The sequence below is a fragment of the Mesorhizobium sp. M1399 genome (assembly GCF_040317735.1).
Lineage (GTDB): Bacteria > Pseudomonadota > Alphaproteobacteria > Rhizobiales > Rhizobiaceae > Mesorhizobium.
In genome coordinates this window covers 48,610-63,648 of record NZ_JAMYKZ010000026.1, presented here as the reverse complement: position 1 = coordinate 63,648, position 15,039 = coordinate 48,610, and the positions used below count along the sequence as shown (strand labels likewise).

General features: G+C 60.4%; 18 protein-coding genes and 1 tRNA gene. 10 read left to right on the top strand and 9 right to left on the bottom strand.

The annotated features are described in order from the left end of the window. Nucleotides 1-154: 154 nt before the first annotated feature. Nucleotides 155-541, bottom strand: a complete 387-nt coding sequence (locus tag NKH05_RS29940) for a type II toxin-antitoxin system VapC family toxin (RefSeq protein WP_352690994.1) — start codon at nt 539-541, stop codon at nt 155-157. Continuing rightward, complete coding sequence (locus NKH05_RS29935) at nt 541-798, bottom strand: type II toxin-antitoxin system VapB family antitoxin (RefSeq protein WP_031195575.1); 258 nt, start codon at nt 796-798, stop codon at nt 541-543. Before NKH05_RS29935 ends, NKH05_RS29940 begins: the two co-directional genes overlap by 1 nt. A gap of 168 nt (nt 799-966) precedes the next feature. On the opposite strand from NKH05_RS29935, the gene NKH05_RS29930 reads away from it, so the two are divergent. Genes NKH05_RS29930 through NKH05_RS29910 form a run of 5 tightly spaced genes read left to right on the top strand, consistent with a single transcriptional unit; the run spans nt 967 to nt 4,835 of the window. After that, a complete protein-coding gene (locus NKH05_RS29930) occupies nt 967-1,923 on the top strand; it encodes a DUF1403 family protein (RefSeq protein ID WP_353026770.1) in 957 nt (318 codons plus the stop codon). A gap of 2 nt (nt 1,924-1,925) precedes the next feature. Further along, complete coding sequence (gene scpB, locus NKH05_RS29925; RefSeq protein WP_353026768.1) at nt 1,926-2,621, top strand: SMC-Scp complex subunit ScpB; 696 nt, start codon at nt 1,926-1,928, stop codon at nt 2,619-2,621. A gap of 35 nt (nt 2,622-2,656) precedes the next feature. Then, the gene (locus NKH05_RS29920; protein WP_353026766.1) at nt 2,657-3,562 is read left to right on the top strand and encodes a hypothetical protein; all 906 of its coding nucleotides are present in this window, start codon (nt 2,657-2,659) and stop codon (nt 3,560-3,562) included. Between the two features lie 12 nt (nt 3,563-3,574). Then, entirely contained in the window at nt 3,575-4,336 is a 762-nt protein-coding gene (locus NKH05_RS29915; RefSeq protein ID WP_353026764.1) for a hypothetical protein, read from the top strand. Further along, the gene (locus tag NKH05_RS29910) at nt 4,281-4,835 is read left to right on the top strand and encodes a hypothetical protein (RefSeq protein WP_353026762.1); all 555 of its coding nucleotides are present in this window, start codon (nt 4,281-4,283) and stop codon (nt 4,833-4,835) included. The genes NKH05_RS29915 and NKH05_RS29910 overlap by 56 nt, the downstream gene beginning before the upstream one ends. 4 nt (nt 4,836-4,839) lie before the next feature. On the opposite strand, the gene NKH05_RS29905 is transcribed toward NKH05_RS29910, so the two are convergent. Both NKH05_RS29905 and NKH05_RS29900 read right to left on the bottom strand, forming a co-directional pair. Then, a tRNA-OTHER gene (locus NKH05_RS29905) sits at nt 4,840-4,946 on the bottom strand. A gap of 6 nt (nt 4,947-4,952) precedes the next feature. Beyond that, nucleotides 4,953-5,435, bottom strand: a complete 483-nt coding sequence (locus NKH05_RS29900) for a helix-turn-helix domain-containing protein (RefSeq protein WP_353026760.1) — start codon at nt 5,433-5,435, stop codon at nt 4,953-4,955. 369 nt (nt 5,436-5,804) lie between these two features. Here NKH05_RS29900 and NKH05_RS29895 point away from each other — a divergent pair, with 369 nt between their 5' ends. After that, nucleotides 5,805-5,987: a hypothetical protein gene (locus tag NKH05_RS29895; protein WP_320222781.1), complete on the top strand. Its 183-nt coding sequence runs from the start codon at nt 5,805-5,807 to the stop codon at nt 5,985-5,987. A 27-nt stretch (nt 5,988-6,014) separates the two neighbouring features. Here the strand turns inward: NKH05_RS29895 and NKH05_RS29890 are convergent, their stop codons facing one another. From NKH05_RS29890 to NKH05_RS29870, 5 genes are all read right to left on the bottom strand, one after another. Beyond that, nucleotides 6,015-6,581 (bottom strand): hypothetical protein, encoded by a 567-nt coding sequence (locus NKH05_RS29890; RefSeq protein ID WP_353026759.1) that lies wholly within the window; start codon nt 6,579-6,581, stop codon nt 6,015-6,017. 232 nt (nt 6,582-6,813) lie between these two features. Beyond that, complete coding sequence (locus tag NKH05_RS29885) at nt 6,814-7,647, bottom strand: HesA/MoeB/ThiF family protein (protein WP_353026758.1); 834 nt, start codon at nt 7,645-7,647, stop codon at nt 6,814-6,816. Continuing rightward, nucleotides 7,644-8,270: a hypothetical protein gene (locus NKH05_RS29880; protein ID WP_353026757.1), complete on the bottom strand. Its 627-nt coding sequence runs from the start codon at nt 8,268-8,270 to the stop codon at nt 7,644-7,646. The genes NKH05_RS29885 and NKH05_RS29880 overlap by 4 nt, the downstream gene beginning before the upstream one ends. A gap of 2 nt (nt 8,271-8,272) precedes the next feature. Next, entirely contained in the window at nt 8,273-8,653 is a 381-nt protein-coding gene (locus tag NKH05_RS29875; protein WP_353026755.1) for a hypothetical protein, read from the bottom strand. After that, nucleotides 8,650-9,009, bottom strand: a complete 360-nt coding sequence (locus NKH05_RS29870) for a hypothetical protein (RefSeq protein ID WP_353026754.1) — start codon at nt 9,007-9,009, stop codon at nt 8,650-8,652. Before NKH05_RS29870 ends, NKH05_RS29875 begins: the two co-directional genes overlap by 4 nt. Nucleotides 9,010-9,108: 99 nt before the next feature. Between NKH05_RS29870 and NKH05_RS29865 the strand changes: the two genes are divergently transcribed. The 4 genes from NKH05_RS29865 (at nt 9,109) to NKH05_RS29850 (ending at nt 14,852) form a co-directional block, all read left to right on the top strand. Next, nucleotides 9,109-10,011, top strand: a complete 903-nt coding sequence (locus NKH05_RS29865; RefSeq protein ID WP_353026752.1) for a WYL domain-containing protein — start codon at nt 9,109-9,111, stop codon at nt 10,009-10,011. 121 nt (nt 10,012-10,132) lie between these two features. Next, the gene (locus tag NKH05_RS29860) at nt 10,133-11,392 is read left to right on the top strand and encodes a metallophosphoesterase family protein (protein ID WP_353026751.1); all 1,260 of its coding nucleotides are present in this window, start codon (nt 10,133-10,135) and stop codon (nt 11,390-11,392) included. Next, the gene (locus NKH05_RS29855; protein ID WP_353026750.1) at nt 11,389-13,878 is read left to right on the top strand and encodes an AAA family ATPase; all 2,490 of its coding nucleotides are present in this window, start codon (nt 11,389-11,391) and stop codon (nt 13,876-13,878) included. The genes NKH05_RS29860 and NKH05_RS29855 overlap by 4 nt, the downstream gene beginning before the upstream one ends. Beyond that, nucleotides 13,764-14,852: an ATP-binding protein gene (locus NKH05_RS29850; protein WP_353026749.1), complete on the top strand. Its 1,089-nt coding sequence runs from the start codon at nt 13,764-13,766 to the stop codon at nt 14,850-14,852. Before NKH05_RS29855 ends, NKH05_RS29850 begins: the two co-directional genes overlap by 115 nt. Nucleotides 14,853-15,039 lie beyond the last annotated feature (187 nt).

Below are 15,039 nucleotides of genomic sequence, written 5' to 3'. Positions count from 1 at the left end.
TCAAGATGCGCAGGCAGGCTGGGATTGGCAATGGCTGGAAGGGGAGGGGACGAGGCTAGGTCGGCATCGCCCATCTGCATGACGATATCGATGATGTCGGGCATGTCGTCCTCGCCGGAAGCAGCGGATGATCGTTGCGCGTCGCCAGCCATGCTCATGCCGCTTCGATATCCGTTTGGGAGAAGTCTTTGCCGATGAAAAGCAGCGGTTCATCTGCACGCTTTGCCAAAGCATAGGAGAGGCAATCGGCAAAATTCAGCGCCGCCGGGTGGTGGCCTTTGCCGTAGGTCAGCCAACCTTGGGTCGCCAGATCAACCAATTCGGAGTCGACAGGAATGATGTCGGCCTCGATTTTGCGCAGCCAAAGATCGATCTCGGCCAATGCGTGTTCGCCGCGCCTGCTGACCAGCACCATGCGTGCCTCGAGCACGCAGGTTGCCGGGACCAGACGGATTGGGTCCAAGACCAGCGCTCGTTCCAGCCTTGCTGCCTCAGGCTCGCTCCGAAGGATCGCTACAACGGCTGAGGTATCGATCACCATCAGTTAGGGATTCCATGCTCGTCATACCCGATGATCTCCTCGTCGCTGCGACTATCCAGTTCGGGCAATCGTGCCACTCTTTCTCGGATGGCGCGCAATTCTGCCAGCAGACGCTCCTGAGCGGTCTCTCCAAAGCCCAACCGATGCAAGCGCTCGCTCAGGGCCTGATGAATGGCTGCCGTCTTGCTGATGCCCTGGCGGCGTGCGAGTTCGTCGGCGAGAGCCACGGTGGCCGGATTTTTGATGTTCAGAGACACGAAAGACTCCAAAATTCTACCTTTCGGGTCTATTCTACCATGGCTTCGTAGGCTCGTAAACAACGAACGATAATGCAACATTATCATTCGTTTTGTGGTGCCGACAGGCTGTGCGTTTTGGCGCGAAATTGATCGCGCAAAGCGCACAGCCGCTTTACCCTCGAAACCATGATTCGCCTCGACATCGCCGCCGCCGTTCCCGTTCTCTCGCCGGCCGTCCCGGCTTGGGCGCTGGTCGACGGCGCTGTCGTCACCGACGCCGACGCCGCCTTTTGTGCCGGCGCCGCCTTGAGCGCGCTCGATAGCCTCGCGCGCACGCAAGCCGGCTGGGCCGGCGTCTGGCGCCAGCGGCTGGCGCTTCGCTGTGCCGCGGGGAGCATGGGGCTCGCGGGCCGCGCCGAGGACGAAGCCGCCTTGCGCGATGCCTGGCAGCTTTGCCCGGCCGGGACCGATCCCGGCCCTGCCGGCTCCATCTTTGGCGCCTGGCGGCAGCTGGCCTTGCAGCCACCCGCTGCCAGCGCCGATCGGCTCGAAAAGATCGTCGACCAGTTGGGGCTCCATTGGGACGGCGAGGCTCTCGCCGACGTCTGCACGGAGATCGAAAAACTGGCGGGGTCGCCGCGGCCGGCGCCATTCGCTGCGGCGGCAATCGCGGTTCACGTCGTTGCCATGCGGTCCGACTGCGAGCTTTTGGCCTGGTGGCTCGCCGACCTGGTGCTGGCGCAAAGCCTGCGCTGGCCGCGGCCGCTGCCGCTGTTGATGGCGCAGATTTTTGGTCCGGCCTTCCGCGCCAAAGTCGGTGGCGGCAAGCGCATCCGACCCGGGGAGGAAGGGTTTGAACGCGCAGTTTACCTGGCGCTGGTTCAGGGCGCCGTCGAGGCATGCCGGCTCGCCACAGAGATTGCCCGGCGGGCGGAGCGGCTTATCGCCGTCGCACCGAAGCTCAGGGCAAAGGGGGCGGGTGATGTGGTCCAAAGACTGCTCGACAATGACGCCGTCTCGGGATCGCTGACGACCAAAAACCTGTCGCGCTTTGCGGCGCGCCGTTTGTTCGACCGGCTGCAACAGCTCGAGGCCGTGCGCGAGCTTTCCGGCCGCACCACCTTTCGTCTGTTTGGGCTGTAGGGATGAGCGAAGCGTCTACCCGCCGGAAGGGAAACGAACAGTCGGCCTTGCTCGACACCGAGCTCGAGCACCTGCCGCCAGAACTGCGCTGGCGCGAGTGGATGGGCCGCGTCGAAGCGGTGATCTTTGCCGCCAGCGAACCGGTGACACGTAGTGTCCTCGCGCGGGTGGTGGGAAGAAACTGCAATATCCAGCTGATCGTCGACGACATTCGCGCCGAGCTCGCCGGCCGCCCCTATGAGCTGGTCTCGGTCGCCGGCGGCTGGCAGCACCGCACCAGAAAGGTTTTTGGCGACGCCATTCATGCAGCCTTCGGCACGGCAGCGGGCGAGGGGGCAAAAGAACTGTCGCAGGCGGAGGTGCTTGTCTTGATGTGCATTGGCTACTTCCAGCCGATCACCCGTGGCGAGCTCTCCAGCTTCTTCGGCAAGGAGATCTCGCGCGACCTGATCGGCGTGCTGCGCGCGCAGGATCTTATCGCTTCAGGTCCGCGCTCGCCGCAGCCTGGCGCGCCCTACACCTATGTGACGACGAAAACGTTCCTGTCCCATTTCGGCCTCGACACGCTGCGCCAACTGCCGGATTTCGAGGCGCTCGAGGATGCTGGGCTGCTGTCGAAGGAGAAGCTGCTGGCCGGCGACATCATGCCCGACTTTCCTTCCAATCATCAAAACGCCGATCCAGAGATCGAGGATTAACCGTCCGCTGGCACGAAGCAGCCGCTGGCAGGTGCGTGTCCGAAATATATGGACGTTTTTCGGACAAGGGGCAGTTCCTGACAGAGGCGCTCAATCTGGTCGGCGATCTCGGAGGGGCCCACCTGCAGCCAACTAAATCTGTGGGGAGCTTGCGGTCGAGGGCCGCCAGCACCTACCGCGGCGATCGCCAGCCATGGCAGACTGAGTGGATCTGGTTCAAGGATCTGACAATGGCCAAGCGGCGCCCGGCTCACTGTGCACTGTGCGGAGAACTGCGACTGGTCACGCGGGAGCACGTGGTGCCTCGCGGGCTCTATCCGGATTCAAAGGCCAATAGCCGCTTCCAGCGCATCGTGATCCCGACTTGCGGGACCTGCAACAACGGGACCTCGGACGATGATGCGCATTTCAGGAACGTCGTCAGCATTGCCGGCGACGCGAACCCTGCGGTCAAGGAGTTATGGGACGGGCCGATTAGGCGCAGTTTCGGGCAAGTCGATGGCCGAAGGCGGGCATTGGACATATATGCCTTGATGCAGCCGGTGCCGCGGGACCCCAGCAACCGGTACCAAGTTTATCCGGGGCGTGACCCGAGGATCTTGTGCACGCTGCGCAAGATCGTCAGGGGCTTGAGCCACCACCATGGCTTGCGGTCTGCGGTGGGTGACGACGAGGTCTTCGCGGATGTCCTGAAGGCCAACGTGCCTGACGAGATCGTCTTAAGCCTGCAATCCACGGACGCCGAGCCTGACATTCTCACCTACCGCTACGGGCGGATAGAGGACAGCGCCGGACTGGAATCTGGATGGCTGTTGCGGTTCTACGAACGGACGATGTTCATCGGTCTCGTCTTCGAAAGCGCCGAAGCGAAACGGCGGCTGGAAGCCGCAGGCGAGCTCGCACGGCTCCAGGCAGACATCGCGCAGTCGATTGGTCCGTAAGGGCAGGGGCGGTTGACCGCGGAACAGGACGCATCGTTCTATGAGGGCAAGCCGCACGGGCCTATCGAGCAGCCCGACAAGATTGTTGCTATTACTCTAGACGGCAAGCCGTTTGAGTTCCGGGATGCTTCGCTGCGGCTCGATGAGCACCTCGACCTTCAACTGACATGGACAGGAAGTCTCGGGGGCGGGTTCAGAAGAATCGATCAGGATCTCAAAGTCACTTTCGAGGGAGGCACGACGGCCGAGTTTCTGATCATGAGGCATCGGTATCATGTTGTAGGACGTGAAGATTTTACCGCGACATCCCGATTTTCGCCCTTGGAGTTGACGGGCAAATCGAAGGCCTGCGCGGGGGCCGTCATTTTGAACGGCCCATCGATTCACCCTAAAGCCGTCGAGATCGAGCTGCAGGCCGACAATCTGGCAGCAATCGTGCGGCCTTTTGATCACTTCCAGGCTATAACGGGCGCAGGCACGCGTCCGCCGCTGATGCGCACCACGTCCCATCGTATTGAGTTGCGTTCGCTGGACGGGCGGCCCCTGAGGGCCAAGAAAGTCTACGATTTCCTCGGCCATGTCTGTGATTTTCTTGGTTCATCAAAGGCACCAGGGTCGGATACGGCGAAGTCCGGAACGCAGCCAGGGGCGGTTTCCGCTCCCTTGGCTTCAGCCGAGCCGATCGGCTGGACGCGCCAAAAAATTGGTACCATTGGTCGTGGACAACTTGCCGGCACTCTTTTCCGGCTATATGGCGGCCTTCCAGCTGTCTGAAGGCCATCGTGGCATCGGGCGGGCGCTCGCCTACTACAAGATTGCGAACCTCTCCCGCGCCGACGCTGCGGAAACTGCGGTCATCATGTCTGCAGCCGCGTTGGAAACATTAGCCGCTTACGTCCTGGGGACGAAGGGAGGCTGGACTCAGTCGATGCTCAGGAACGTCAGCCTGGCGGAGCAAATCCGGGCCTGTACCCGCTTGCTCAAGATCGAGGGCGATCCGACCGACCAGTCAGAGCTCCTGCGAAAGCGCCTGAAAGCCAAGAAGGGGCAGCCGGCCCGGGACGGATTTTCTCTGCTGACCGACTTTCGCAACGGTGTCACCCACTCGACGCCGTTCAAATATGATCTGGACATCTACGATGCATGGGACGCATCCCAGTGGCTTCTGGAATTGCAGCTGCTGGCGCTGTTCAACTATCGAGGCAAATACCAGGACCGGCGCCACCAGCGGCGAACTTATGCCGGAAACCTGGCAATAATGCCGATCGCATGAAGGATGGGCGTGACGGCAGGACTTGAACCTGCGACGTCCTCGCCCCTAGATAGCGGTGTCACGCACCACCCAGGTCGAAAGCGAGGCACTCTTCCTCTGAGCTACGTCACGATCTGGCTATTTTTCGTTGTCCACGACCAGTTTCGGCTTCTTGCGCCGCAATCGGTCTGACCGCTCTTGGGCTGCCCGTTTCATTTCGGCGGCCTTCTCCAGCGCAAATGGCCTGGCGGCATCGATCAGACCGTCGAAGCGGTATTTATTGGTCATGCTGCCGTTCGGCGTGTGGCGCCGCTCTTCCCGGCCGAGCAGGCCGTGGGCCTCCAGCGCGGTAATCCGCTTCTGGATCGTGCGCGGTGTCACTCCGATTGCTTTGGCGATGGTTTCGACTGAAGGATGGGGGAGATTCTCGGGCAGCCACCAGTATTGGACCAGGTGGATGATGATGTTCATATCCAAGGCGTCCAGGCCGAGGGCCTGCTGCTTCTCGATGATGATGTTCGGGAACGCGCTCCAGCCGGTGGCGATCAGCGCCCTGGTCCATTTCTTCTCGTTGGTGCGAAGCTTGTCGACATCGGCTTTGGCTGTCACTGGCTGCGCCATGGAAGGGCTCCTGGTGTTCAATTCTGCGATCAAATATCGGCGCTTCCTATCTCAAGCACAAGTGGGAAGGGAGCGAATTTTGGTTCGGGGGGCGGGCGATCCAGAATTCACCCGGCGATCGAACTCCCTGACAGGGGCTGGTGACGCGCGCTTCGCCCAAAGAAGAGACTTGATACTACGAATTGTCGATTAGACGAAGCTGTCGATATGCAAGCGATAAGACAGACCCCCCTGTCCAGAGGCTCACCCGGGGTATTGACATGTGGTTTATGCACACAGATAGTTTCTATGATCATCAATTCGAGATTGGTTGCAGCCGGCGTTAGACGTCGGGCAATCGATCACGTTACCGTTTAGGCGAGGTCACTTATGGATTTTACAGCTGACGTGCTTCATCGCCTCGAAAAGAACGCGAAGGCGGCAGCCGGCGTTTCGAAAAAGGTCGCCGACAAAGAGCTGAAAAAAATCGGAATACTGACCCCTAAGGGTAAGTTGGCATCGCCCTACCGCAATGAAAAGCCTAAAGCCCGCCCGAAGGCGAAAGTGGCTTAGAAACGCCCCTCTGGGCGGTTTTTCAGCTTACAGTAGGCGGAAAACCCCTTTTATGCAGTCGGGGTTGCGAATGCAGATTTGGATGTGGCTTTTTTTGAAGAAGCCTGAGCCTTCATAAAGTGCGCCGCCCTCTTGATAGAGACCACGCAAGCTGTCGGCGGGCGGGTGGTTGATGTCTTTGATCATTTTATGCAAGGTCATGACCACAGCGCAATCCCGTCGCCTCAGCAACGCATCCGTCCCGCCCTCGTTGATCGGCACGGGGTTGCCGCTGGAGGCGGACAAAGACACCAATTTGTCATACGCTTGGCTTAGCGCCTGAAGGCTATGCTCATTCAGGGTATCGATGCAGTTCCCCAAGGTCAGCGCCGCCCCCACGACCATCGGTTTCTCTACGCGCCCCCATTTCACTTGCTGGTGAGCAAAGCTCAATGCGCGCTCTGGGTTCGCCTCCCAGAAGTAGATACCGTGACCCAGCCAATCGTAATCGTTCTCGCTTGGCTCGAACTTGTTTCCGGCAAGAATCTTCTCACCGACCGCTTCGTCGCAGCCATGATAGCCCAGTAGGAGATTGGTGCTGAGTGCGTGATACATGCCAATCGTAGTCCTGTCCGTTCTTCGCGGGCCTTCCCAGAGCCCGCTCGGTCAACATCAGGCGGCGGGGCGTGCTCGTGTCAAGGGCAAGCCCCTCCTAAGGCGTCAGATGCGAAGGGACGATTTTAAATATTTTATCCGCAAACGGTGACTGCGCCAGCTTCTGCGTTTCAACGCAGCCTTCGTCGCGACCTGGCTCGCCGAAGCATGGCCGTCAATTGCGGCTCGTTCGTCATGTCCCGATCACTCTCCTGATGTCGAACCGCGGGTCGCCGAGCGCGTCCTGGCCGCCATAATGGGGACAGACATTGGCGATGTTCATGTAATGCGGCCGCTGGCTTAGGGTCACCGTCTGCTGATTGCCGTCCAGCTCGAGCCAAGTGTAGGGCTCGCGAGCAGGCAGCCAAGGCGTGAGCATTTTCATGCAAGCGCCGACGGCAAGGCTTGCCAGGGTTCCATTGGTCCATACGACTTGCGGATTGATGCCGGCGGCGCCATACCTGTTCTCCTCCATGGCAAGATTTTCCGGTGTCAGAAACCCGAGGCAGTGCATGCAAGGCTGCCCTGGAAGGCTTACGATCATCTGACCGGCGACCGCGAAGTGCCTGTCGGCAACCGGGGTGATGTCCATTCCGATGTCGATAAGAGGCACGGCGAAGCGGCGCGCGGCGCGCTCCAGATAGTCACGCTGCTGGTAACCGTCCACGCAGCCGAAAATCACGTGGGCGTCGCGGATCAGGCTATCGGTTTCTTGCCACGTTGTGTCCGCCGAGAGGACCTCAGCCCAGGGACGTATGCCCTTGATCAGACGCGTGGCGATGTCAATTTTCTTGGTCCCGACGACAATGTCGCTCTCGGTTCCACCGACAAGTCGGTTCAAGTTGCTGGCTTCCATAGCGTCCGGATCGATAAGTCGGAAATGGCCGACGCCCGCATGGGCCAATTGTTGGGCGATATGAGACCCGCCACCGCCGAGTCCGGCGATCGCCACGCGCACATTGGCGAGGAGTTGCTCAGCTTCAGGCCCGAGGAAGCTTTGGCGTGAAAAGTCCCGGTCCGCCGTCATATGTAAAACTCCGTGCTGCCGTCGCGGGCGGCTCGATCAATCACCAGGCGGGGGCCGATGGTGCTGAACTCATCGATCTTCACCACCTGCTCAGGCGATAGCCAGACGCGTCCGGCGGCAGTTTTCGGGCTCAGGACGATTGCTCCATGCGGCATTTGCGGGCAGACCTTGAAGAAGTCAGGCACGAACTTAACCTGCTCACGAAGGTCGATCCCGCTAAACCAGAGGTGCTTTGAAAGCCCGTGCATATGGGTGTGGAACACGCCGACACCCTTCAGAAGGGCCAGTTCAAGTGCCTTGCGGAGTGCTTCTGACCCGATCATGGCCCCTACCGACGGATCTCTCACATAGTCGTCGTCAGTGACCGGGTAATAGTCCTCGGCAATCAAGGTGACTCCCTCCGCGCCTTCGGCAGCGCGGACCGTAATGAACCCGACGCGTTCATGAGCAAATGCGTGACGACGCTCGAGGTCCGCGCGGACACCAGACAGAAACGATTCTGTTGCGCGGAAAGTGACCCTCAGGGCCGGTACTGCTGGAGGCGGCGAGGAGATCAGCGGCTTGTCGACGCCAGCTGGCTTCGCGAAAACCGTCTGATAGAGCCAGCGCAGGAACCTCTTCATGATCAAGCCGCCTTATCGCTGGCCAGCGGCGCGAGGTGGGCCGCCAGGATTTCATGATACGGCAGGGCAGGGCTGACGTCCCGCCACGAAAACGAGTGCCAATAGCGTCCGAGCAACGGCACGTTCGTTTCGTTCCAATTGACCGGCCCGCCCACGTTCTCCGCCATGTACAATTTCGTCGGATAGGTCGGATTGTTATGGTTCAGGCAGAGCACCGCATCCGTGACGCGCACCTGGTTGCCCACCCACAGGCGCAACTGCTCCATGAAGATCACATTTCGCCACCCTTCGGTCTTGAAGCTGACTTCACCGGAGCAGAGTTCACGGATTTGATCCAATCCGTCGGGAGGTTCGCCTCCCTCTTCGACGCCGTCGCTGCTCATGACGAACCTCCGGTGCGAGCATGGCTCATGAAGCGCGACCCTTCGCGCACGGTGACGGCGTTAGAATCATCGAGGTCCTTGAGGCCGTTCGGCGTGATTTCGGCAAGAATCTTGGCGGGGTCAACGCCGACCTCGGCCTTCAATTCGCTGACGATCCACTGGCCACCGCGGACGCGCTTCGGCACATTATCGACGAGGATAGTGACCTTATCGTCGCCGTGGCCAGGGTTGCCGCCGCCGTGACCGGGATTGCCGTCACCGCCGTCATGGCCAGGGTTGCCGCCATTGCCGCCCTGGCCGGAGTTGTCTCCGGCGCCGGAATGCCCTTTACCCTTCTCTTCGTCCTGATCGCTCATGTTAGTTCTCCTTGATCCAGAGGCTTACACGATATACAGTTTCTCAACTAATTTGCTGCTATATACATAGTTTTTATAAGTGTCAATGGAGTGATCCATATGAACGATCCGGATGTGCGTTGGACGGTGGCCCAGCGCTACGAATTCATGGAATGGCGTATTTACTGGACGGGTTCGGTCAACCGCAAAGACCTCGAGACGAGGTTTCAGATCTCGTCGCCGCAAGCGTCGGTCGACTTCCGGACTTATCAGGACATCGCCCCCGGCAACATCGAATACGACGCGTCAGAAAAGTCGTATGTGAAGACTCGGAATTTCCGGCCGGTTTTCCTGACGCTGTCACCAGAACGCTATCTGGCACAGCTACGCGCCATTGAGTCGGGCGCGGCGCGCCTGGCTGACACCTGGTTCGAGAAGACGCCGCCGGTAGAGACCACCCCGGAAATGTCACGCGGACCTGAGGCTTATGTTCTCCGAGCGGTGATCGACGCGATCGAGACGCGCTCCCAAATCGATGTCTTTTACCAGTCGCTGAGCCGGACAGGGCGGAGAACGATATGCCCTCACGCCCTGGTCCACGACGGGTCACGTTGGCATTGCCGGGCGTTCTCAGTCGACCGCCAGGAATTTAGGGACTACGTGCTTGGGCGGATCCTTTCGTTCTGGCCACCGGAGCCCTGTGACGTTGATCCTGCCGATGACCTGGAATGGTCGACTGAGGTTGTTCTTAGGATCAAAGCCCATCCAGGTCTTGATGCGGAGCAGAGGGCGGCCATCGAGCACGACTTCCGTCTTGAGGGTGGTGAGCGCAAGCTGAAGATGCGGCTTGCGGTGGCCTTCTATTTCGTAAAGCGCCACAACCTCGACCTGCAGGCCAATCAGGACATCCCTGCGTCGCGCATCCAGCTATGGCTGGAAAACCTGGAAGAGCTGAACAGTGAGATCGCGTCTGCGAAAGAACGCTCCAGACGGCTCATTGCGGGCCGGTCGCCGGCGCGGTGATGTCAGCAAGAGCGAACTAAACTGCTCCCGTTACTCATATTGGTCACCGGCATAAAGTTGGGCGACTTGGACTTCGACAGAATTGGCCTGAGCTTCGGTTCGGGCCTGGAGATCGCCCCGGATGGCATTTCGATTTGTTCACACGGCCGACATCCATCTCGATTCGCCACTTCGCTCGCTTGCGCTGCGCAGTCCCGAGCTTGCCGAGCTGGTCGGAGATGCCAGCCGACAGGCGTTCACTGCGATTGTGGATTTGTGCCTGGCGGAGGGTGTCGATGCGCTTGTGATCGCCGGCGATCTTTACGATGGCGACCAGACCTCGATGAAGACGGCGCGCTTTCTGGCTTCCGAGATGACGCGCCTCCATCAGGCCGGTGTCAGGGTCTACATGATCCGCGGCAACCACGACGCCATGTCGCGGATTACGAAGCAGCTCGTTTTGTCCGACACGGTGACCATTTTTGGCGGCCGCTGCCAATCTGTGGTCCAGTCTGGCGCTGGGGTAGACGTCGCATTCCATGGGCTGAGCTTCGCCAGCCCCAAGGCGCCCGATAGCCTGCTACCCAAATATGCCGCCCCGCAAGAAGGAGCTGCGAACATCGGCATAATGCACACGAGTCTGGCCGGCTCCCCAGGCCATGACGTCTATGCACCCTGCAGTGTCGCCGACCTGCACGGCCACGGCTTTGAGTATTGGGCGCTTGGCCACATTCACGTTCGAAAGGTGTATTCCGGCGCGAGCACGCTCGTGATGCCAGGGATCCCTCAGGGGAGGGACATCAATGAGGCTGGCGAGAAGTCGGTCACGCTGGTGACCATCCGCGACGATCGTTCCGTCGAGATCGAGGAGAGGCTCACCAGTGTCGCGCAATTCGAGCGGGTGAGCGTCGATCTCACTGGGGCATCGGAATGGAGCGAGGCCATCGTCCGTATCCGAGCAGGACTGGAGCATTCCCGGGAGGCTGCGAGATCGCGCTACCTTGTTGCCCGCCTTGGCTTGGTCGGCACGTCTGCGCTTTCGTGGTCGCTGATGCGCGACCGCGACTTGGCTGTCGCGGAAGCCGAGCAGGCAGCGGAGCAGGTAGGCGACACCTGGGTGGAGAAGCTGGAGCTTTCTCTTTCGGCTCCCGCTGTCGGAGATCTAGGAAGTGTTGCCGATCCTACTTTGGAACTCGCGCAGTCCATGCGCGCCAATGCCGGCGTAGAAGCATTTCGATCCGAAGCGCGAGAATTCGTGTTGAAGACGATCGCGGACCTGCCGCCCGATGCGCGGGGCTTCGCCGGCAAGGACGAAGCGGGCCTCGAACAGTTTCTCGACGATGTGCTTGTACGCGGCGTGGACCTGGTCACCGCGAGGCTCAAGGCAGGTGCAACGCGATGAGATTGCGGCGCCTTGATCTGACCCGCTACGGCAAGTTCACCGACAAGGCGATCGACTTCGGAGAGAAGCCGGTTTCAGGTCCCGATCTGCATATCGTTTTCGGGCTGAATGAGGCCGGAAAATCGACCGCGCTTTCCGCGTATCTTGATCTGCTCTTCGGCATTGAAGAGCGTAGCCGCTACAATTTCCTGCACGAGTACAGCTCGATGCGCATCGGCGGACAGCTCGAATTCGAGGGGCGGGTGCTTGCCGTTTCCCGCACTAAAAGCCGCGGCAACTCACTGCACGACGCCGAAGGCCAGCCACTGAGCGAAATTGCCATTTCGGCGCACCTCGCGGGGTTGTCCCGCGAAGCCTATAGCAGCATGTTCTCGCTGGATGACGAGACGCTGGAAGCAGGGGGCCAGGCGATCCTTGAATCGCGTGGCGATCTCGGCAAGCTCCTTTTTACCGCCAGCGCCGGGCTTGGTCATGCCAGCGATGTCTTGGCCGCATTGGAGACGGAGGCAGACGGGCTTCACCGGAGACAGGCCCAGACCACCGAAATCGCGCTGCTAAAGAAGCGCTTCGCAGAGCTCAAGTCACGCAAGAAGACGATCGACACCCTGGCCTCCACATTCGAGGCGCTCGAGACGGAGCGGGTGGAGGCTCAGGATAAGTATGATCGCAGTCTCGCTGAACGCTCGGTGTTGTCGTCGCGCCTGGCTACTATCGACCGGCATGCGCGCGCCGCGCCGCTCCTGGCCGAAATCAAACGCAAGGCGAGCAGACTGGCTGAACTGCCTGACATCCCGTCTCCTTCCAGGATCTGGAGCGGCAGCGTCGCGGACTTGATCGATCAGGACGCGCGGCTAAGAACGCGTCTCCAGGCGAATGCCGATGAAATCGATCGGGCGAAGGAAAAGATCGAAGCAATCGCTATCGACGACGCTGTCTCAGCGATTTCCGAACAGGTGCGAGGACTCGCCGATCGCAAGGCGCGCTATCTGTCCGCGGGCATGGATCTGCCGACCCGCAAAATGGAAGTCCAGATGCTCGACCAGATGGTGGCGAACTGTCTCGCCGCGCTCGGAAGATCGGCCGAACAAGATCCGTCCCGGCTCATCCTGCCGGCTTTTGTGGTTGGCACGCTTCGAACCATGGCCGAACAACGCTCCGGGATCACGACGAGCCTGCGGATGGCCCGTGACGAAGCCGCTGCCGCGCTCGACGGGCTCAACGCTGCACGAGGTCGCGTTGGCGAGGATAGGGCGGTGCCCGAGCCGGCAAGAGCCAGGCTGATGGCAGCCGTGTCGGAAGCGAAGGCCAGCAGCCACGCACGGGAGATAACAGAAGCACGCCCGTTCGAGGACGAGCGGCAAACAAGGTTGGCGGATGCGATGCGGCGGCTCCAGCCGTGGTCGGGAGATGCGGACGCACTTTCGAAAATATCGGTTCCTCCACCGACGCAGATGGCTGCCTGGAAAACCCTGGCCGCTGACCTTCAAAGGGACAAAGCTGTCTTCTCCGAGCGTCTGGCTGAGCATGAACGAAGTCAGGTTGCTCCTTCGTCACGCCTGGCTGCCGTCCGCGCCTCCGTCAATCTCGCCGATGACGAAGCAGCTGCAGCCATTCGACGTGACAGGGAAGCGGCCTGGCGAAATCACCGGGCCGACCTCCAGGCGGAAACCGCAGACGCGTTTGCCACGGCATTGGCCAGAGACGATCATGTCAGCGCGGATCGATTGGCCCATGCGGGCGAGCTGGCAGATCTGCGCGCAATCAAGCAAAAGGCGGTCGAGACCGAAGCGGCAATAGAGCGCCTAAGCTGCCAACTCGCCGGGGTGGCCCAGCGCGCAGAAATGGCGTCCGTTGAAATCAAGCGAATGGCTAGTGCCTTGCTTGAGGATTGCCAGGCGCAGTCGCTCGGACTGCTGATCGGACTTCTCGATGAGCGCCTTTCCGCGCGCGCTGACGCGCTTGCCGCTTGGGATGACCTCCTGCTCGCACGCGCAAGGATTGAACGTGCAACTGCCGAAGGAGAGCGGATCCGTCGCGGATTGGCTGCGGGTCTTCAAAGTGTTGGAATCCAAACCGAAGCCGGGGAGGCTCTGCACGCACTGGTGGTCGCCGCCGACCGCTTTCTTGACAGGCAGGTGAAGGTCGACGCGGAACGAGCGGAAGCGCTGAGGAGCGTCGCCGCTAGGGAAGAGGAGCTGGCCGCCAGGCGGCTCGCTGTTGAAATTGCCGAGAGACGAGAAGGTGCATGGCAGGCCGAGGTCAACGAAACGCTTAAGGGTACCTGGCTCGAACAGGCATCGCCGGGACTGGGCTTGGCAGTGTGCTCGATCAGTTGTCGGAACTGTCAAAGGCACTGCAGGATCGTGAGGCCATGCGCATCCGTATCCGCAAGATGGAGGCGGATAGGACTGCATTTGCTGAAAAGGTGGCCCGCCTTGGTGCGCAGGCCGGCGAGCTTGCAAGCAACGAGGCGCCAGAACAGGTGAGCGTCAGGCTGATAGAGCGTCTAGAGCATGCCGAGCGTGCCCGTGAGGCGAGGGCAAATCTCCTCCTTGACGTTCAGAAGTTGCAGGACGTTCGAGAGGCACTGAACGCGGAGTTCGCGGCACACGAGACGACAAAGCAGGATGTGCTCGATGCCTTTGGGGTGAAAACTCTCCTGGAGGTCGTGGAGCGTGAACAGCTTCGCGAGAGAGACGGCCTGCAGAGTGAAGTGGACGAGCTTGAAGAAAGACTCACGAGCGAGCTCGCCCTCAACGACTTCATCCAGGCGCAGTCATTGCTGGAAGGCCTCGATCTCGATGGGCGAGCAGTTGAAAAGGCTGAAGTCGAGCGGCGGCTCGCCGACCTCGATGCATCACTGCAACAGCAACTCGTCCGGCGAACCCGGGCCACCGACAAGCTCGATGCGATCGGCGGCGACAGCGCAGTTGCCCGGATCGACGCCGAGCGTCGCACCGTCCTTCTTGAAATCGAGGAGAAAGCCGTCCGCTTTATCGAATTGAAGCTTGGCGTGATGTCAGCGGTGAGCGCGCTCCGGGTCTATCTCGAACGTCACCGCTCTGGAATGATGAGCGAGGCCTCCGACGCCTTCGCACTGATAACGCGCGGCCAGTATACAGGCTTGACGACTCAGCCGGTAAAAGGCGGCGAGGTCCTCATCGCGACACAGCGAGATGGCCAATCCAAGGTCGCAGACACTTTGTCGAAAGGCGCGCGTTTTCAGCTCTACCTGGCTCTACGCCTCGCCGGATATTACGAGTTTGCCAAGCTCAGGCCCGCTGTTCCGTTCATCGCCGACATCATGGAGACCTTCGACCATCTCCGGTCGGAGGAAGTTTTCCGCTTGTTCGGCGAGATGGCCAGTGTGGGCCAGGTAATCTACCTGACCTATCACCAGCACTTATGCCACATCGCCAAGGTGGTCATTCTCGACGTGATGATCCACGAACTCGGGTAATTCGAACGGCATTGTTGTTGGCGCGTTCTCGAGCTAAGTCGCATCGCCAACGACCGCTTCGCGCCTGTATTGCGTCATAGGAGAGACGCTTCGCTTGGTTTTTCAATTACGTCAATCTACCGGGTCGCACTGCCTGACCTCGATCGCAGCTCGGACGAAGGGATCTGGTCACTTTGCGAACTGTGGC